The following is an 18,674-nucleotide window of genomic DNA, read 5'->3' on the forward strand; positions in this document are numbered from 1 at the left end:
CATTGATTTTCACCACGAAACTCGCCAAGCCCTCCCAAGAAATGAGATAGACAGCATTGATATCACCTCCATGTAAACTTATGCTCTTCCCTATTGGACGATTAAATCCACAGAATTCTGTGATGGTTTCTTGCTGTTGTGTATTCAGCATTATTTATTGTTCCAATTGGTCATGGTCATTTGTAAACCAATCGTTGTAAAATCTTTGATAAAATTGGTAGACATCTCTATGCGCTCGGGTAAATCCAAGGCTTCCTTCTTTTTCCATTCTCCCAAAACATAATCTGCTTGTTGCCCTGGATGAAAATCATTACCAACCCCAAATTTCAAACGTGCATATTTCGGTGTCCCCACCATTTTTTGAATGTCCTTTAAACCATTGTGCCCCGCATCAGAACCTTTTCCTTTTAAACGCAAAGTTCCAAACGGAAGAGAAATATCATCCATGATAACCAAAACATTAGACAAAGGAATTTTTTCCTGCTGCATCCAGTAGTTAACAGCTTTACCGCTCAAGTTCATGAAAGTTGTTGGTTTAATCAATACCACTTGGCGACCTTTCCATTTGGCATGAGCTACTTGTGCATGCTTCAAGGTTTCGAATTCAGCTCCACGTTCTTCGGCAAATTTTTCTACTACCTTAAAACCAATATTATGTCGCGTGTTCTCGTATTTCGCACCAGGGTTTCCTAATCCAACAATTAGATATTTCATCACTACAATTTTATGCAAAAATAATAGTCTGCCTTAATCTACCTTGGTCAAAGCAGTAGAAACTAGTTTTAGGTCGTCTCGTTGGGTTTTATGCAAAACGGATTTACCTGTTTCAGGAGAAGACCCAACCACGTAAGAAGCCCTAAGAAAAGCCCTGTTTTCATTAGAAAAATAACAGAAATGATAATCCAAACTCCCCCTCAACATTTGTCGGTAAGTTTTACTCCCATATCCGTGATTCCCTGTTTTTGCAGGTATAAATGGAGACATGTAGCTTCCAGTATAGAAGAACATCATATCCCCTTCCTTTACAAACAGTTTTACGGTGGAATTGGATCCTATAAACCTCCCACTCACTTTACCTTGTTCTACATTTTCATAGATGACCACATAAAGATCACTTGCGCTTTTGTTTTGAAATTTATGTCCTACCGTTTCAGGGGTTTCTTCATTAACTTGTATATGATTAAGGGATAGACCTTCGGTTTCTTCCAACTCATCGCAACGCTCTATAAAAGTATTACGTGATTGAATAAATCGTTGTAAATCATAATCGAGCAATAAATCATGTTTCAAATTTCTGGCTTTCTCATTTTTAATTGATGTAAATGCTGAACTAACTTCCACAAGACTAATTGGCGCTCCTAGAAAATTATCTACAACAACATTTTCTACATTTTCATCTTCTAAAGCAACCGGCTTGTACAAACTATCTAACATGGCCATTTGGCCTTCAGAAATACTATCAAACCCACTCTGAAAATGCATGATTTCAGGTGGATTCACCTTGGTGTCTTTGAGGTAAAAACCAAAAGCAACACACAACACACTTACCAACAAAATGGCGCCTACCAATTTCTGCCATTGCTGTACTTTGCTAATTCTTACTTGTCTTTTTTCTTTTTTAAATTGAAGCTTACCCGTTCTCAACGCCAAACTAAACTCATCTACCTTTTTGTTGTGATGTGGATTAAGATGTAACAACTGTATTTTACTCAAAATATTTTGAGCCAATTGCGGGATCATCGTAGGATGAGATAGTAACTTCTGAAAAATTTCTAGGGGGATTAATTTCACCGCGTAATTCTCCTTCCCTAGCGCATCCAAACAACGATAGAAATCTGCATGATACAATAAAGTCGTAGCATGTATCAACCTGCGTTCGCTATCTACTCCCTTGCATTTCTGTTGTAATGACGCCAACATACTATTTATGTATTGTACCACCGTGAGCTCTACCTCAAGTAACGATCTTTCTACAATTAAATCAGTATAGCCCAACAACTCAGCCACCCTACTCCAATTTTCTTCTTCCAAAGCATCTACCAGCGCAAGTTTTAACTTCTCCTTTAGATATGGGGTAATGAATTTTTGGAAAGAAGTAAATAAACTGTGCTCTCTTATCACATTATCTATACGCAAACTGGTAAAATCTCCTCGGGTCAAGGCCTTTTTAATTCCAGGGTGTAAACGTATCCACTCTATAAAAATAAGGGCTTCCCCTTTCAGTTCCTCTAGAAAATGGGCTAGGTTTTCAGTGTTAAAGTGCTTCCCGTAAATAGTGATCTCTTTCTCCTTGTCTTTCTTCAAATATTGTTTGAGTTGTTCTATTAATTCAGCGATTCCTGCCTGATTTGGCAAACCGAAAACTTCAGAAAGATCATGTGGTGAAAAAAACTGCATAGGACGTATATGTTGACAGTTAAAGTTAGCTGAATAATTTATCTCGGCGACGTATATCCCTAGAATTTTGTGTTATGATTATGTTGCCAATCGATAAGAGATGCAGCTCCTCTACTCCCGAAAAAATTTAATTCCAATCAAACACGAACCATTTTACTCTTCAAATAACTTTTATTATTCATCAGAATCACGATATTTACAACTTCAATAAGCCAATACTATTGTAGAATTTAAAGCTTAATAATGGATTTGAACAAACAACTCATAGATAAAAGAGAACAGTCGAAATTAGGTGGTGGGGCAGACAGAATTGCCAAGCAACACGAAAAAAGTAAACTTACAGCCAGAGAGCGTATTAACCTGCTTTTGGATGAAAATTCTTTCCAAGAAATGGGGATGTTTGTTGAACACAGATCTGATTCTTTTGGTTTAGGTAAAAACAAAATTCCTGGAGATGGTGTAGTAACAGGTTACGGTACTATCCACGGAAGAACAGTTTATGTTTTCTCTCAAGATTTTACTGTTTTAGGAGGTTCGCTTTCTGAAACACATGCAGAGAAAATCTGTAAAGTAATGGATTTGGCCATTAAAAACAGAGCGCCAATTATTGGATTGAACGATTCGGGAGGAGCTCGTATTCAAGAAGGAGTAGTTTCTTTGGCAGGATACGCTGATATCTTTTACAGAAACACTTTAGCCTCTGGATCTATTCCACAATTGAGTGTGGTGATGGGACCATGTGCTGGTGGAGCCGTTTATTCTCCGGCATTAACAGATTTCATCTTCATGGTAGAAGATACTTCTTACATGTTCGTTACCGGGCCAAACGTAGTGAAAACCGTTACGCACGAAGAAGTAACATCTGAAGATTTAGGTGGAGCAAAAGCACATGCTGAGAAATCAGGTGTAAACCACTTTACGTCTCAAAACGATGTAACAGTATTACACGAAGTAAGAGACTTGATGTCGTACTTACCACAAAACTGTGAGACCTTTGCACCACATCCTACAAAATTCGAATTCAACACAAGTAAATTAGATAAAATAGGAAGCATACTTCCAGAAAACTCTACACTTCCTTACGACATGAGAGAGGTTATCGACTGTATGATAGACGATAATTCTTTCCGTGAAGTACACAAAGATTTCGCAACCAACATCGTAGTAGGGTTTGCAAGAATCGAAGGTAGAACAATTGGAGTTGTAGCCAATCAGCCTGCTTCATTGGCCGGTGTATTAGACATTGATGCATCGCGTAAGGGAGCGCGTTTTGTACGTTTCTGTGACTCGTTTAACATTCCTTTATTATGTGTGGAAGATGTACCAGGATTCTTACCGGGTACTGACCAAGAATGGCGAGGTATCATTTCTCACGGAGCTAAGCTATTATATGCATTCTCAGAAGCTACCGTTCCAAGAATTACAGTAATTACACGTAAGGCTTACGGTGGTGCATTCGACGTAATGAACTCTAAGAACATTGGAGCAGATTTGAACTTTGCATGGCCAACAGCAGAGATTGCAGTGATGGGAGCTAAAGGAGCTGCAGAGATTATCTTTAAAAGAGAAATTGCTTCAGCAGAAAACCCAGAGGAAAAATGGAAAGAAAAAGAGCAAGAATACGCAGATATGTTTGCTAACCCCTACAAAGCAGCCGAAAGAGGGTTTGTGGATGATGTAATTTTACCATCAGAAACGAGAGGTCGTTTAGCTGCTGCCTTTAAAATGTTAGAAGGTAAAAAAGAAGTATTGCCCAATAAAAAACACGGAAATATTCCGCTATAAGCATAGAAACATTTAAGTTAAAGGGTAATCGAAAGGTTACCCTTTTTATTTGCAGCACGCTGAATCTGGTTTATCTTCAATTAACCACTTGTACAATTTATTTTCACAGTTAATTGATTCTCACTAACTTTCCATCAAACACTATATCATGCTTAAAAAACACTTCTACATCACCGCTTGCCTACTCCTACTTTTAAGTGCCTGTGCACCGGCCCAAGACGTCAACGAATGTGTAAACGCAACACCCTATAATTTCTTAGGAGGATTATGGCACGGAGTGATTGCTCCCATCAGTTTTGTCATAAGTTTATTTAAGGAAGAAGTTGCCATTTACGCCGTAAACAATACCGGAGGTTGGTATGATTTCGGATTTTTAATTGGAGCAGGTGTATTTTTAGGAGGAGGATCTAGAGCCGCGAAAAAAAGGAAATAGGAGTATTAGTTTACTTCTATTCTATTCTTCACTTGATCGGGGTCATCCAAAATCTCCCAAACATTGAAGCGCTGCATTACTGCCTTCTTATTGGCAGCCAAAATTGCACCTGGATTACTCATTTCTGTAACTTCTCCGTCGGGAAATCGGGTAATAGAAACATAACTAGCCTCCTTTAACTTCTCTCTGTCTTTCGCTTTTATCTTCTTAATTACAGGATTGAGCATGGCCATAGATTTTCGCTGAAAAACACCTTTCTCCCAACTCATCCAAGCATAATCACCCTCTTCTTTGGCATATTTTTCAACCACATGCTCCAAGGCTACAATAGAATCAAATTTAAGGGATAGGTTGAACACAAAATAATCAAAATCCATGCTCGCCGTCACCCCAGAAATCCCCGGTTCTTTCTCCAATAAATCCTTGTATTTTTCGAGTGTGTCTAAAATGTCTGTTTTACTAGGAACGCGTTTCCCATCCAAACTATCCAGAGCCATTATACCTTTCAACTTAGTGGCAGAGGCACTCATGTTGAGTTTCACCTTCAAACTACCACTTCCATTTTTATTTAGGGTTAAATCTTCTATCAACTCAAAACAAGAAGTCAACAAAAACAAAAAAGAAAACAAGGCGAGAAGAGAAAGCTTTTTATACATGATGCAACACGATTAATGCTATAAAAATAAAAAAGCCCCGACGAGTATCGGAGCTTTTTCTAAAATATCTTTTGCGAATTAACTTCCACAGTATAAACATCCTTCATCATCGAAATTGTCTGCTTCAGGATTTGTTTCAATCTCCGGTTGCAACTGTTTTTTCAATTCATATATAGCTTGTTGTGTTTCGCCATCTTCGAACAAGTTCCCCGTTAACTTGCTTTTTAATTCTTCTATCTGTTGCGTGATTTCTTGCTCGCTCATAACTTCAATTGTTTTTCGGTACACCCAAATTTAGGACAAAGTAAAAACGTGTCAAAATTAGGTTTTACACAATTTCAAGTTCATTGTTAATTAATTTTATCGAGTGCTTCATTCACAGGACTTTTCATTTTTTCACACATGAATAAATAGTTTATTTCCGTTATTTTGAAGACGCAATGAATGATTTCTGAAGAGAGAAAATTTTCATTTCTTCATACTGAAATAAAAATTCTAACGTTAGCATCCATATGAAACTGCTCTACTGCCTAATTCTTCTTACTCCCTTGCTACTTTCAGCTCAAAATTGGGAGGAATTGCCCAATTTCCCTGGAGATGCAAGAGATGATGGAGTTGCGTTTACCTTACTAGGTAAGGGATACTGCGTTACGGGAAAAACGGACAACAACAATACTACCAACACATTATATGTTTACGACCCAGTTACAAAAAAATGGGAACCGGGAAGCAGTTTTCCTGGCAAAGGAAGGCAATACGCATCTGTATTTACAATTCGAGAAACAGCATACCTCATCGGGGGGTATAGTTTGAATGGAGAAGCCCTGAAAGATGTTTGGCAATACGATGCCCGTTCAGATAAGTGGGTGCAGAAACAAGATTTCCCCGATTCGGCAAGATGGAGCACTGTTGCCTTTAGTTCTGGAGATTTTGGTTATTTCGGACTGGGAGCATCTTTCAGTGGTTTAAAAAAAGATTTTTGGAAATACCTTCCCGAAAAAGATAAATGGATACAGCTTAAGGATTTCCCAGGTGAGGCCAGAAGAGATGCCATAGGGGTTTCAATTCAAGGAAATGCTGTGGTCGGCCTAGGTTTAAAAAGCTTTGATCTAAATGGTCACTTTGAAGATCTTTATCGTTTTGATGTTATCCAGCAAACATGGACCCAACTCAATAATTTCCCAGGAGGAAAACTCAGTTATGCCTTTGCAGATAAAATAGGTACAAAACTCATTGTAGGTGGAGGTATGAAAGGAGATCAAAATTTTCAGAGTAAAGTATACCAATACGATGGGTTGACACAGAACTGGATCCAACTTGACTCCCTTCTAGCAGGTCCCATGCGCGGTTGTTCCCACTTTGTAATTGCTAACGACTTTTACCTTTGCACGGGGTTAACAGCATCTTTTACACGTTCCAAGTTATTTCACCGACTTCAATTTACATCGCAAGAATTCATGGTGTACCCCAATCCAGTTCAACAGCAATTATATTTCACTGCCTCTGCTGATAAGCTACCCCTTGAAATAAAATTCTTCAACCTTCAAGGTAAATTAATTTATGAAGCGAATACGGCAGACAACTATTTGCTATTACCTCCCTTAAATGCTGGGGTATACATCTGTAGATTTACCAAAAACAACACCCTAATTCACACCGAAAAACTAGTCATTCAATAAAAATTTTCGTGTAGGTTTTGAACGCCTTTGAATTTGAAGTGTACAGTACTTCGAATTTTAAAAACAAAACCATGAAATATTTATTCCTCACCCTTCTCCTGTTTGCTGGTTGGCAAACTAAGGCGAACGAATACCCTGTAGATTCTAAATTAAAATCGGTTACGGTTTACACGCAGGGAGCCCAAATTCATAGAACTGCATCCTACAAAATTTCTTCAGGTGTTCATGAAGTAATTATAGAAGGAGTTAGTCCGAGAATCGATCAAAGAAGTTTACAAATCACAGGAACAGGAAACGTCATCATACTTGATTCTAAGTACGACATCCTCTACCCTCAACCCGATGAAGTAGAAGATGCTAATGCGCTTCCTTATGCTATTCGAAAAAAAATTGCAGCACTCGAAGATTCAATCTTCACACAACGTTATGTTGTATCAGGACTCAACAATCAATTGAATGTTATTCAAAGTTCTGAAAACATGATTAAATCCAACCCTATCATGCAAGGGAAAGGAAAGGTTGGAGACAGTTTAGAGTTGTTGCAAAAATCCTTGAATTACTATCAGAACAAATTGATGGAGTTGAGTAAACTGCGTTTGGAATTAGATCAACAAAAAGCGGAAGAACAACGCTTGCTCAATGAAATGCAGGCGCGTTTGAGAGAATTACAACAATACAAAAGAAACACAGGTCAAGGAAATCCAAAGCCCAAAGCACCTACACACCGCGTAATCATCACCCTACAAGCGAAAGCCTACACCCAAGGTACATTAGATATTTCGTACTTAGTAAGTAATGCAGGATGGCAGGCCATGTATGATTTAAGAAGCAGTGCTGATCAAGATAAAATCAACTTAAACTACAAAGCACATGTTTACCAAAACACAGGAGTAGATTGGGAAGATGTAAAATTGAATATTTCTACCAACAATCCTTATCAAAACAAAACGAAGCCAGAACTGAGAGAATGGTATTTAACAAGCTACATTCCTAATTTAAGGAAAGTCCAGGTTCAGAAAAGAGCACCACAACCTGTACAAGAATTAGAAGAAATTCAAGTCACAGAAGCTTACACCAACAATGCTGACATAGATGACAGTAAGAACTTCGCCTATGCTAGTACAAGTGCCAACTACACCACCGTAGTGGAACAAAAAATCAATGTAGAATTCCAAATCGATTTAAAATACAGCATTAAATCGAACAACAAAAAGCACATGGTGCTCATTAAAAATGAGGATATAGATGCGGACTTTGCTTACTATACCGTTCCAAAATTAGATGAGTCTGTATACCTCGTAGCCAACATTACCAATTTGGATGATTTAAAACTCGTACCAGCCCAAGCTAATATTTTCTTTGATGGATCTTATGTTGGAGAAACATATATCAATCCAGGAGTAATGGATGACACCCTTTCTTTGAGTTTAGGTAAAGATCCTAACTTGATTGTAGAAAGAAAGTTCTTGAAGAAAAAATACAAAGAGAAAATAATCGGAAACGAAGTTGCCAAAGCAAGTGAGTATGTATTGCGTGTGAAAAACAACAAATCAGAAAACATCCGATTAATTATACAAGACCAAATTCCAATTACCCGAAACGAAAACATTGCCATAGAAGTAAATGACATTGGCAAAGGTGATTTGAACGAACGTACAGGGTTGGTTGAATGGGAAGTAAAAGTTAAATCTGGCGAATTAGTAGAAGTGCCACTGAGTTATACCGTATATCACCCAAAAAATATGCAAATCGCGGTGAGGTAAATATTTCCCAAAATTCAGAAATGTTTACTAGAAAGGTTGTAGCCCTCGGGTTATGACCTTTCGTCATTTCTGCAATTCACATTATTTAAGCGGCAGACCAGTTTAAAATAGCAGTACAAATTCCATTGAAAAAATTAACTTTGAGGGTTCATGAAGGAGGTAGAAGATTTGGTGCAAGAATTTCGTCCAATTACACTGGAAGAAATGGATACGGTGAAGCTAATGAACCGTGTGGATACCAAGTTTGCCTTTACCCGAGAAGAACTCCACTCCTTACTTCCTAAACTTCTAAAACACTATCAAATTTTAGAGGTAGATGGTATACGCATACCTACCTACAAGAGTCTCTATTTCGACGATGATAACTTTACTTTTTACAAAGATCATCACAATGGAAAAAACAGCAGGTACAAAGTACGTTTTAGAAAATATGTGGAAAGTGACTTGATGTTTCTTGAGGTAAAACATAAGTTTAAAGGGAGGGTGAAAAAGAAGCGTATACGCGTGGATGATTTCGAAGACCACCTTTCTAAACATTCGCTAAAGTTCGTAAACAAACACGTTGATCACTTGGGAGATGTGGAAGCCAAAATGTGGAACATTTACCAACGCATCACCCTGGTTAATTTGGATTTGGAAGAGCGTTTAACCTTAGACATCAATCTTCAGTTCAACTGGAAAGATGAAGTTAAGAAGTTCGATGACCTTGTCATTGCAGAAATCAAGCAAGAAAAAGTGAACCGCAATTCTCCCTTCTTCACGGTGATGAAAGCTATGGGGATTAGACCCTATCGTTTGAGCAAGTACTGCATCGGAACAATTGAATTATATTCGCAGAAAAAAATAAAGTACAATCGCTTTAAAGAGAAATTACTAAAATTGAAAAAAATCAATAATAATGTTGCTTAACATATTTTCTAACATATCTGATTTAATGGATCTTCAGATTACCAATAAGGATGTGTACACCCTCATTTTCAGGCTCATCATCACCTTGGTTTTCCTTACCATTATTATTCGATTTTTATACTACCCGAAAACCAAGCGAAAAGATTATTTATTCACCTATTACCTTATTGGTTTGGTAACCTTCTTCCTTTGTTTTGGTTTAAAAAAGCTAGATATAGACACGGGAATGGGACTTGGTTTATTTGCCATTTTCGGTATCATTAGGTATAGAACCAACCCGATTGAGATCAAGGAAATGACCTATCTCTTTATCGTGATTGGAGTATCGGTAATCAACTCACTTTCGAGCAAGCAAATTAGTGTAGTAGAGATGAGTATTGTTAACGCAACCCTCATTCTATTAACTTATGGATTGGAATACTTGTGGTTACTCAAACACGAAACACGCAAAACAGTTGTCTACGAAAAAATAGAATTAATTAAACCAGAAAATGAAGCCTTGATGCTCGCTGATTTAGAAGAGCGAACTGGTTTAAAAATCAATAGATTTGAAATAGGAAAAATAGATTTTTTGAAGGATGTAGCAGAAGTGAGAATCTTCTATTTCGATGATGAACAACACATCAGTGATTACAACTCATCTTCTTCAGAAAACGACATCGCATAAACGAACACGAAACAATAATTTTATGAGTTACGAAAACCTTATCGTTGAACAGAAAGGAATGACACAAGTCATTACCATTAACAGACCCAAACAATTAAACGCATTAAACAAGGCTACGATTCAAGAATTACACGAAGCTTTGGATGCTGCAGATAAAGATGCTCAAACTGGAGTAATCATCTTAACAGGATCTGGAGAGAAATCTTTTGTTGCTGGAGCGGATATTAAGGAGTTTGCAGATTTTGATCCTGCACAAGGAAAAGAATTAGCGGCTAAAGGTCAGGAAACACTATTTACTTTCTTACAAAACTTAAGCACACCAGTTATCGCTGCAGTTAACGGTTTTGCCTTAGGTGGAGGTTTAGAATTGGCAATGGCTGCACACATTAGAGTAGCTTCTGACAATGCTAGAATGGGACTTCCAGAAGTTTCTTTAGGTGTAATTCCAGGATACGGAGGAACACAGCGTTTGGCACAATTGGTTGGTCGTGGTAAAGCAATGGAAATGGTAATGACAGCAGGAATGATTGGAGCTGAGGAAGCGCAATCTTGGGGCTTAGTTAACCATGTAACAACACAAGAAGAGTTGATGGCATTAGCCGAAAAAATTGCTGGTAAAATCTTAAACAATTCAGGAAACGCCATCGCTGCAGCTATCCGCGCTATCAATGCCAACTACGAAGATGGAGTGGATGGGTACGCTAAAGAAGTAGAAGAATTCGGTAACTGTTTTGGAACTCCAGATTTCAAAGAAGGAACAGGTGCTTTTGTTGAGAAAAGAAAAGCAAACTTTAGATCATAAATTCTATGAGTGCAATTAAAAAGCTGGTTGGTCAAACTGCCATTTACGGATTATCGAGTATAGTCGGTAGATTGCTCAACTACTTATTGGTTCCACTCTATACGTATATTTTTGGATCTGCTACCCAGCATTATGGAGTTGTTTCTGAGCTCTATGCCTGGGTAGCATTTTTAATGGTCTTCCTTACCTTCGGTATGGAAACCACTTATTTTAGGTTTTTAAATTCAGAAAAAGACAAGGACAAGGTTTTTAATAATTCTTTTGTGAGTGTATTGCTCATCAATGCAATTATCATAATACCCTTTCTTTTATTTAGTCAACCTTTGGCCAATGCTATGCTCTATCCAGAGCACGTAGAATACATCATTTTACTTTTACTCATTGTAGCCATTGATGCCATTACGGCTCTACCTCTAGCCAAACTTAGAGCAGAAAACAAAGCTTTAAAATTTGCAGGAATACAGTTTTCTTCCATCGGTATTAACATCATTTTCAACCTTATCTTCTTGCTCGGTTTTTACGATCCAGAATTTCCTGAAGGAGGAATACAAATGATTTTGATGGCGAATTTGTTTGCTTCCTTTGCCAAACTCGTTCTACTCAGAAAGTCTTTCTTCCGAGTACAATTTCGCTTGGATGGAGCCCTCACCAAACGCATGTTGAAATATGCTTTTCCAATTGCTTTAGCGGGTTTTGCCTTCATCATTAATGAAACAATAGATAGAATATTATTGAAGCAATTACTTTACGCCAATACGGGAGATTTGGTCTATGCCGAGGCCCAAGTGGGTATATACAGTGCCTGTTATAAGTTAGCCATGTTGGTGACTATATTTCTACAAGCCTACCGATATGCTGCAGAGCCTTTCTTCTTTGCACAAGAAAAGGAGAAAGACAAAAACAAAACCTATGTGAAGGTAATGAACTACTTTGTTGCAGCCTTGTGTCTATGCTTCTTAGTGGTGGCACTAAACATAGACATCTTCAAACACTTTATTACCAACTCGGCTTACCACGTTGGTTTAACGGTTGTTCCCATTTTATTAATGGCGAACATTTTTTCTGGTATATACATCAACCAAAGTATCTGGTATAAGTTAAGTAACCAAACCAAATTTGGGGCTTACATTGCCATAGTTGGAGCAGTGGTTACTTTAAGCTTGAACTTTCTATTCATCCCTTCTTACGGTTACATGGCCTGTGCTTGGACTACTTTTTCTGTCTACGCTTTACAAATGATAGCCAGTTACGTGTTGGGACAAAAACACTACCCCATACCCTACAACCTCAGAAAATTTGGACTTTACTTAGGAAGTGCAGCTTTATTTTTCTTTATCACTCAATGGTTAAATTTAGAAAGTGGGGCTTTTCAATTTATCATCTACAACAGCTTCATTCTATTATTCTTGGGAATCTTCTGGTTCATAGAGCGTCCAAAATTCAGATAGCCAGAGAAGAAATTAGTATATTCAGACCCTATTAACTAATTTCTAATTAAAATCATGCAAAAACTACTCACGCTAGGTCTGGTTTCCCTAAGTACCTTTTTCATCAATGCTCAAGCTGTAATAGAGGACAGAATTGAAGTTGAAACCAAAGAAACCTCTGATGAAACAATTTCATCTTTTGGAACGGCAGGTTTTGTGTTTTCTAACGAAAAAGTTGAACGTAAAGAAAGAACTTTAAACTTTGACATCTATTCTACAGATTTAGAAGTAACCGAGTCTTTCCAAAAAACTATTGATCGTAAATACAGCTATGAGCGTCAGTTTACCGACGATAAAGCTATATATCAAATCCACTTCAACAAACGTGGTGAATACGAATTTTTCATCCTTGATGTTGAGGAGCAAGAATTAGATCAATTCTCCGGTATGTTACCAGACAAGATGAGTATTCAAGAGATGAAGGTAATGAATGGAGTTTGTTACCTAAGAGGAATAAGCAAACGTGAAGATTATATTATCAAATTAGATTTAGACTCTCACAAGATGAAGTCTATTCCTATTCGTATAAAAAACGTAAAATCAAAAAAGATACGCGTGAACAACATGCAGATGTTGGAAGACGCGAATGAAATTCTACTTTCGCTCGACGCAACCATATCTAAACACGAGAGAGACACTTACCTTTTCCTTATCGACAATGAAGGAGATACCGATTTATTTAAAATCTATTCGACTACAAAAGACAAAGAAAAACTCATTGATTACAGTTTTTCTAAAATCGGAGAAGACGCCTATTCTATTTCTGGTACTTATTCTAAACAAAGCACATCTACCTCAGAAGGATTGTTCTTTGGTATTATAGACAACCAGAAAGTAAAAAGTATCAACTTCTATAACTTCTTAGACTTAGATGATTTCTTGAGCTATTTACCTGAGCGTAAACAAGAAAAAATTGAGAAAAAGAAATCTAGAAAAAAGAAAAGAGGGAAGGAATTAACCCTTAGTTACAACATTGCTACCCATGATGTTATTAAGAAAGAAGACGGAAGTTTCATTTTTATAGGAGAAGCATATTACGCTACTTACAGAACCGTTACAACTGTGAATGCCAACGGAACAACTTCTACTAGACAAGAATTTGACGGATACAGATACACCCATGCGGTTATTGCAAAATTCGACTTAAACGGTGACTTAGTTTGGGACAATTGCTTTGAAATGAACCCAGGGTACAAACCCTACCACGTAAAACTTTTCTTAGAAGTAAATACAGAGGATTCAAATAATTTCTCTATGATGTTTACAACTGGAACTACTATCGTTAGTAAATCTGTTGACTTAGATGAAGGAGATATTACACGTGAAGTTGAAAGTGAAAAAATTGAACTTAAAGAAAATGAAAAAGTAAAATACTCGAGAACAGAATTAAGCTACTGGTTCGAGGATAATTTCCTACTTTTCGGTATCCAAAGGATTAAAGACAAAGATGCGCCGCTTGGAAGTAGAAGAAGAACTATCTTTTTCATCAGTAAAGTAAACTACGAGATATGATAATTACAACAACAGAAACAGTTCCAAACAAAGAGATTGAAGCAATATTAGGAGTTGCTCGTGGTAGCACCGTTAGGGCAAGAAATGTGGGAAGAGATATTTTTGCAGGACTTAAAAACCTTGTGGGTGGAGAAATTTCCGAATACACAAAGCTCCAAGCTCAAAGTAGAGAGCAAGCCATGCAACGCATGATAGAAGATGCTCAGAGACTCAACGCAGACGCAATAGTTAATGTTCGCATTACCACTTCAATGGTTATGCAAGGCGCCTCTGAAATTTTAGCATACGGAACTGCTGTAAAATTTAAGTAATGGAACTCCTCTTTACACTTACAACATACTTCCCTTTAATCATGGGAACACTTGTCCTGGTTCTACTTATATACCTCGTTATTCAGCGTGGAAAAGAGAAAGAAAAGGAAAATTTTGAGGATAGAGATAATTGAAAAAAAGTCCTGCAGCGATGCAGGACTTTTACGTTTAATAAAAGATGCTCCTTATTCCAGCGCCAAGCTCCATACAGCCCCGCTTTTTTCGTTTGTTTTCATTACATTTGCAAACTATGAAAGTTAAGGTAATCAACACATCAGAATTTTCTTTACCTCAATACGAAACCTCAGCATCTGCTGGAGTAGACGTACGAGCGAATATAGAGGAAAGCGTAACACTTCAACCTTTAGAAAGAGCATTAATCAAAACAGGTTTGTTCTTGGAAATTCCTGAAGGGTACGAAGCTCAAGTTCGTCCGCGTAGTGGATTGGCATTAAAGAAAGGAATTACCGTTTTAAACTCTCCTGGTACGATAGATGCAGACTACCGTGGAGAAGTTGGTGTGATACTTATTAACTTATCTAACGAAGCATTTACCATAGAAAAAGGTGAACGAATAGCGCAAATTGTTTTTGCAAAGTTCGAACAAGCCGAATGGGAGGTGACTGAAAATTTATCTGAAACGAAAAGAGGTGCTGGCGGATTTGGCAGCACTGGCGTAAAATAATTGCTATGAAAATTATCGTACCTATGGCGGGAAGAGGATCTCGTCTTAGACCACACACATTAACTGTACCTAAACCATTAGTTCCTGTTGCAGGAAAACCAATTGTTCACCGTTTGGTAGAAGATATCGCAGCGATGTCTCCAGAAAAAGTAACTGAAATTGCATTCGTAATCGGAGATTTTGGAGCAGCGGTAGAAGAAGAATTATTGGCAGTGGCCGAAAGTTTAGGAGCAAAGGGATCTATCCACCATCAGGAAGAACCTTTGGGAACTGCACATGCAGTGATGTGTGCTAAAGAAAAATTAGACGGGCCTGTTACCGTGGCCTTTGCAGATACATTGTTTAAAGCAGATTTTGAATTGAACAAAGATGCTGATGCCATTTTCTGGGTGAAGCAAATTGATAATCCATCTGCGTTTGGTGTGATTAAAATGAATGAAGCCGGTGAAATCATTGACTTTGTTGAGAAACCTCAGACCTTTGTATCGGATTTAGCGATGATAGGTATTTACTACTTTAAAGAAGGTAAAGACTTAAGAACTGAATTAGAATACTTAATCGACAACGACGTTATTAAAGGTGGTGAATACCAGTTGCCGGATGCTTTAAAACGTATGACAGAGAAAGGAAACAAATGTTTCCCTGGAGAAGTTAGCGAATGGATGGATTGTGGTAACAAAAAAGTTACGGTAGAAACCAACCAACGTGTATTGATCCACGATGCTGAAAAAGGAGTTGATAACGTTCATGCTTCAGCGGTAATCGAAAACTCAATCATCAATCAACCTTGTTTTATTGGTGAAGGAGCTGTGATTAAGAATTCTGTGGTTGGTCCTCACGTGAGTGTTGGTAAAAATACTAGTGTTGAAGACAGTATCATTAAAAACACAAATATTCAGGCGGATACTCGCATCAATAAAGCTATATTAGAGAACGCCATGATAGGGAATAAAGTTATTTTCGAAGGAAGAGCGAAAGACCTTAGCATTGGTGATTTCTGTGAAATTACTGAATGATAAAATTGAACTACATAGGAATTTGTTTAGCGTTTGTTTTAGTCAGTTTTTGGGGTGTTGCTCAGCCTAAAGATTTGAAAAAGCAAGCGCTAGACGATGCCCATAGTTTAAGTACCAAAGCCTATCCAGCCATTGAAGATTTCCACAAAGCCTTGCGCTTACAGTTAGCAGGAAATCTCGAAGAAGCTAAATCCATTTATCTTACTTTACTAAAATCAGATCGCGCAAATGACGCGATTTACTATGCCTTGGGTAATTTAGCTCAGGAGCAAAAGAACCCCAACCTTGCTCAAAATTACTTTGATACAGCTTATTCCTTAGATCCAGAGAATTTATACTATGCCGAGATTCTGGCATTGACCAATATGGAATTGGGTAAATTTAAGGAAGCACTTCCTTTATGGGAAAAGGTCGTTAACCATCAACCCAGAGATTACAATTTTCAATATTATTTGGCCCAGTGTAATGTGCAATTGGGGAATTACAAAGCCGCAGTTGAAGCTTTAAATAACGTAGAAGGATTGGTAGGTGTTAACCCCCAAATCTCTAGATTGAAGATAGAGATGCTGCCTATTATAGGGCAAGAACAACTGTTGGAAGAAGAAATTACGAAATTAAGACTTGCAGACCCTTACAACCCTGAAACACAAACCTATATCATTAGATATTACATTAAAAACAGTGAGTTAGAAGCGTTTAAAAAACGCTTAAAGTCAGATTTAACACTTCCATCTCCGCATGTTTCTACCTTTTTATACTTGCTAAAGATCAGACCTGAAATTCAACCCGAATTAAAAAAAGAGGTCCTCCAAAAAGGGATTCGTACAAAGGTTTTACCTGCGCTTACCATAGCAGAACATTTGCAATACTTGGAAGATCAAGCAGTTTTTAGCAAAGACAGTGTGGCAGCAATTGCACAACAATTACAAGAAAATTATGCCGACCACCCTGAAGTGGTAAAAGCACTAAATATTTACTACAAGGAAGCAGGGAAAGCTAACAACTTATTAGTCCTGGCGCAAGAAAGGTTGAAGGAGAATCCGAACGACTACAAAGCCTGGTTAGATTTGAATTTACTCCAGGCCCGCCTGGGCTTGTTTAATGCCATGAATACGAGTGTAGATCAGGCTTTGGAAAACTACCCGGTTCTTCCGCAATTTTATTTTTTAAATGCTCAAGTTCTGGCTTTTTACAATGAAAAAGAAATGGCTACAGAAAGTATTGAACTGGGTGAAAGTTACTTACTTTTTGACGCTGATACGATTAATTTTCTACATGCAGTGAGCAAAGCGCATTTAGCAATTTTGGCAGGGGATTCGAAAGCCTACAAAGCCTTTATGTCTAAGGCTAAAGCATTGAACATTATGCAGAAAGATTACCAAGTGATGGCCCTCCACTTCCAACACTTTTACAGGGCTCCCAAACTTGTAGATCTCAATGAAGTAGATTCTAAACTTGAAATTTTATTGTATTTTCAAGCACTAGAAGCTACAGCAAACGGTAATTTTACCGAAGCTCAAACTAAACTGAATTCATTTTTAACAACTTATCCACAACATGCCAATGCATGGGATTTACTCGGTGATGTTTATTTCAAACTCAACCAAGTAAGTCAAGCTGAAATGGCCTGGAAAAAGGCACAAAAACTCATAACCAATAACCTAAACATAAATAAGAAATTAGAAACAAAAACCTTCTATGAACAGAAGTATTACTAAAATACTGACTTTAACCGTTATTAGTGTTGTACTTACCGCTTGTGGTGTGCAACAAGTAAACGATAAACTGGATAAATTGCCGCGTATGAAAACCAATGATTTGGTTGACGTACTAGATAGTATTTCACTTTTAAAGCCAGAACATTTCTATTCTAAAATTTCAACTGATTTTTCGGATGGGCATGTTTCGTATAGCTTTAAAACTTCTTTGAGGGTTCGCAGAGACAGTGCAATCAATGCTTTTATCACCTATGCCAATATCCCCATGATAACGGCTATGATAACACCTGACACGTTAACGATTGTCAACCGAAGAGAAAAGTGTTACATCCAAGAAAACATGGAGTATTTAAAAAGTATTTTAGGTGTTGAATTTAAGCAACGTAACTTGGAGGAAATCTTTTTGGGTCAACCTATAGATTGGAACAAGGATGAGAAGTACTTCCAAATTCACGATCCTTACAATTACATCATTTCTAGTCACAAGAAAAGACAAATCAAAAAAGCCGATAAGAAAGACGATTACGACGAAATCATTCTATTATATTACCTAGATAACAAAGCGCAAAACCTCAACAAAATTGTAATTGAAAACCCTATAGATACAACGCATATAGAGGTGAATTACAAAAAGCGCCAAATGGTAGATAGTTTAAATGTTCCGGAGTTGGTTGACGTATTGATTACAACACCTAGAGACACCATTAACATAGCAATGGATTACAATAAAACAAAGGTTAATCAACGTAAAAAACTATATTTAGCTATCCCTGATGATTATGAAGAATGTCAGTAAAATAGCACTCCTTGTCCTCACCCTCTTTATTTTTGGTGCTTATTGGGCGCAAAAAACA

The 18,674-nt window shown here is 37.5% G+C and carries 18 protein-coding genes; 14 read left to right on the forward strand and 4 right to left on the reverse strand.

The window, feature by feature from the left end; translation table 11 throughout:
* Nucleotides 1-150: 150 nt before the first annotated feature.
* On the reverse strand, nucleotides 151-714 hold the full coding sequence (gene pth / locus R3333_RS04560; protein WP_318957531.1) for an aminoacyl-tRNA hydrolase: 564 nt from the start codon (nucleotides 712-714) through the stop codon (nucleotides 151-153).
* Between the two features lie 33 nt (nucleotides 715-747).
* Nucleotides 748-2,397: a hypothetical protein gene (locus tag R3333_RS04565; protein WP_318957532.1), complete on the reverse strand. Its 1,650-nt coding sequence runs from the start codon at nucleotides 2,395-2,397 to the stop codon at nucleotides 748-750.
* A gap of 243 nt (nucleotides 2,398-2,640) precedes the next feature.
* Here R3333_RS04565 and R3333_RS04570 point away from each other — a divergent pair, with 243 nt between their 5' ends.
* On the forward strand, nucleotides 2,641-4,182 hold the full coding sequence (locus R3333_RS04570) for an acyl-CoA carboxylase subunit beta (protein ID WP_318957533.1): 1,542 nt from the start codon (nucleotides 2,641-2,643) through the stop codon (nucleotides 4,180-4,182).
* A gap of 148 nt (nucleotides 4,183-4,330) precedes the next feature.
* Nucleotides 4,331-4,615, forward strand: a complete 285-nt coding sequence (locus R3333_RS04575) for a hypothetical protein (protein WP_318957535.1) — start codon at nucleotides 4,331-4,333, stop codon at nucleotides 4,613-4,615.
* A 5-nt stretch (nucleotides 4,616-4,620) separates the two neighbouring features.
* Here the strand turns inward: R3333_RS04575 and R3333_RS04580 are convergent, their stop codons facing one another.
* Entirely contained in the window at nucleotides 4,621-5,271 is a 651-nt protein-coding gene (locus tag R3333_RS04580; RefSeq protein ID WP_318957537.1) for a hypothetical protein, read from the reverse strand.
* 78 nt (nucleotides 5,272-5,349) lie between these two features.
* Nucleotides 5,350-5,535, reverse strand: coding sequence for a hypothetical protein (locus R3333_RS04585; RefSeq protein WP_318957538.1), 186 nt, complete (start codon nucleotides 5,533-5,535; stop codon nucleotides 5,350-5,352).
* Between the two features lie 248 nt (nucleotides 5,536-5,783).
* Between R3333_RS04585 and R3333_RS04590 the strand changes: the two genes are divergently transcribed.
* The 12 genes from R3333_RS04590 to R3333_RS04645 all read left to right on the forward strand — a co-directional run bounded on the left by R3333_RS04590 (nucleotide 5,784) and on the right by R3333_RS04645 (nucleotide 18,616).
* Nucleotides 5,784-6,950, forward strand: coding sequence for a kelch repeat-containing protein (locus R3333_RS04590; protein ID WP_318957539.1), 1,167 nt, complete (start codon nucleotides 5,784-5,786; stop codon nucleotides 6,948-6,950).
* A 71-nt stretch (nucleotides 6,951-7,021) separates the two neighbouring features.
* On the forward strand, nucleotides 7,022-8,713 hold the full coding sequence (locus R3333_RS04595) for a DUF4139 domain-containing protein (protein ID WP_318957541.1): 1,692 nt from the start codon (nucleotides 7,022-7,024) through the stop codon (nucleotides 8,711-8,713).
* Between the two features lie 150 nt (nucleotides 8,714-8,863).
* The gene (locus R3333_RS04600) at nucleotides 8,864-9,622 is read left to right on the forward strand and encodes a polyphosphate polymerase domain-containing protein (RefSeq protein ID WP_318957542.1); all 759 of its coding nucleotides are present in this window, start codon (nucleotides 8,864-8,866) and stop codon (nucleotides 9,620-9,622) included.
* Nucleotides 9,612-10,289, forward strand: coding sequence for a DUF4956 domain-containing protein (locus R3333_RS04605; protein WP_318957543.1), 678 nt, complete (start codon nucleotides 9,612-9,614; stop codon nucleotides 10,287-10,289). Before R3333_RS04600 ends, R3333_RS04605 begins: the two co-directional genes overlap by 11 nt.
* A 22-nt stretch (nucleotides 10,290-10,311) precedes the next feature.
* Entirely contained in the window at nucleotides 10,312-11,091 is a 780-nt protein-coding gene (locus R3333_RS04610) for an enoyl-CoA hydratase/isomerase family protein (RefSeq protein ID WP_318957545.1), read from the forward strand.
* Between the two features lie 5 nt (nucleotides 11,092-11,096).
* Entirely contained in the window at nucleotides 11,097-12,539 is a 1,443-nt protein-coding gene (locus tag R3333_RS04615; protein WP_318957547.1) for an oligosaccharide flippase family protein, read from the forward strand.
* Between the two features lie 54 nt (nucleotides 12,540-12,593).
* A complete protein-coding gene (locus R3333_RS04620) occupies nucleotides 12,594-14,090 on the forward strand; it encodes a hypothetical protein (protein WP_318957548.1) in 1,497 nt (498 codons plus the stop codon).
* The gene (locus R3333_RS04625) at nucleotides 14,087-14,401 is read left to right on the forward strand and encodes a YbjQ family protein (protein WP_318957549.1); all 315 of its coding nucleotides are present in this window, start codon (nucleotides 14,087-14,089) and stop codon (nucleotides 14,399-14,401) included. Before R3333_RS04620 ends, R3333_RS04625 begins: the two co-directional genes overlap by 4 nt.
* 250 nt (nucleotides 14,402-14,651) lie before the next feature.
* The gene (gene dut / locus R3333_RS04630) at nucleotides 14,652-15,086 is read left to right on the forward strand and encodes a dUTP diphosphatase (RefSeq protein WP_318957551.1); all 435 of its coding nucleotides are present in this window, start codon (nucleotides 14,652-14,654) and stop codon (nucleotides 15,084-15,086) included.
* 5 nt (nucleotides 15,087-15,091) lie between these two features.
* Nucleotides 15,092-16,102, forward strand: a complete 1,011-nt coding sequence (locus tag R3333_RS04635; RefSeq protein ID WP_318957552.1) for a sugar phosphate nucleotidyltransferase — start codon at nucleotides 15,092-15,094, stop codon at nucleotides 16,100-16,102.
* Nucleotides 16,099-17,820, forward strand: coding sequence for a tetratricopeptide repeat protein (locus R3333_RS04640; protein ID WP_318957555.1), 1,722 nt, complete (start codon nucleotides 16,099-16,101; stop codon nucleotides 17,818-17,820). The genes R3333_RS04635 and R3333_RS04640 overlap by 4 nt, the downstream gene beginning before the upstream one ends.
* Nucleotides 17,801-18,616: a DUF4292 domain-containing protein gene (locus tag R3333_RS04645; protein WP_318957557.1), complete on the forward strand. Its 816-nt coding sequence runs from the start codon at nucleotides 17,801-17,803 to the stop codon at nucleotides 18,614-18,616. The genes R3333_RS04640 and R3333_RS04645 overlap by 20 nt, the downstream gene beginning before the upstream one ends.
* The last annotated feature ends 58 nt before the right edge of the window (nucleotides 18,617-18,674 follow it).

The sequence above is a fragment of the Lishizhenia sp. genome (genome assembly GCF_033720595.1).
In the GTDB taxonomy this organism is placed as follows: Bacteria; Bacteroidota; Bacteroidia; order Flavobacteriales_D; family Crocinitomicaceae; genus Lishizhenia.

Coding starts and splice junctions, on each gene's coding strand:
- pth (WP_318957531.1), bottom strand. CDS start 714: ATGAAATATCTAATTGTTGGATTAGGAAACCCTGGTGCGAAATACGAG.
- R3333_RS04565 (WP_318957532.1), bottom strand. CDS start 2,397: ATGCAGTTTTTTTCACCACATGATCTTTCTGAAGTTTTCGGTTTGCCA.
- R3333_RS04570 (WP_318957533.1), top strand. CDS start 2,641: ATGGATTTGAACAAACAACTCATAGATAAAAGAGAACAGTCGAAATTA.
- R3333_RS04575 (WP_318957535.1), top strand. CDS start 4,331: ATGCTTAAAAAACACTTCTACATCACCGCTTGCCTACTCCTACTTTTA.
- R3333_RS04580 (WP_318957537.1), bottom strand. CDS start 5,271: ATGTATAAAAAGCTTTCTCTTCTCGCCTTGTTTTCTTTTTTGTTTTTG.
- R3333_RS04585 (WP_318957538.1), bottom strand. CDS start 5,535: ATGAGCGAGCAAGAAATCACGCAACAGATAGAAGAATTAAAAAGCAAG.
- R3333_RS04590 (WP_318957539.1), top strand. CDS start 5,784: ATGAAACTGCTCTACTGCCTAATTCTTCTTACTCCCTTGCTACTTTCA.
- R3333_RS04595 (WP_318957541.1), top strand. CDS start 7,022: ATGAAATATTTATTCCTCACCCTTCTCCTGTTTGCTGGTTGGCAAACT.
- R3333_RS04600 (WP_318957542.1), top strand. CDS start 8,864: ATGAAGGAGGTAGAAGATTTGGTGCAAGAATTTCGTCCAATTACACTG.
- R3333_RS04605 (WP_318957543.1), top strand. CDS start 9,612: ATGTTGCTTAACATATTTTCTAACATATCTGATTTAATGGATCTTCAG.
- R3333_RS04610 (WP_318957545.1), top strand. CDS start 10,312: ATGAGTTACGAAAACCTTATCGTTGAACAGAAAGGAATGACACAAGTC.
- R3333_RS04615 (WP_318957547.1), top strand. CDS start 11,097: ATGAGTGCAATTAAAAAGCTGGTTGGTCAAACTGCCATTTACGGATTA.
- R3333_RS04620 (WP_318957548.1), top strand. CDS start 12,594: ATGCAAAAACTACTCACGCTAGGTCTGGTTTCCCTAAGTACCTTTTTC.
- R3333_RS04625 (WP_318957549.1), top strand. CDS start 14,087: ATGATAATTACAACAACAGAAACAGTTCCAAACAAAGAGATTGAAGCA.
- dut (WP_318957551.1), top strand. CDS start 14,652: ATGAAAGTTAAGGTAATCAACACATCAGAATTTTCTTTACCTCAATAC.
- R3333_RS04635 (WP_318957552.1), top strand. CDS start 15,092: ATGAAAATTATCGTACCTATGGCGGGAAGAGGATCTCGTCTTAGACCA.
- R3333_RS04640 (WP_318957555.1), top strand. CDS start 16,099: ATGATAAAATTGAACTACATAGGAATTTGTTTAGCGTTTGTTTTAGTC.
- R3333_RS04645 (WP_318957557.1), top strand. CDS start 17,801: ATGAACAGAAGTATTACTAAAATACTGACTTTAACCGTTATTAGTGTT.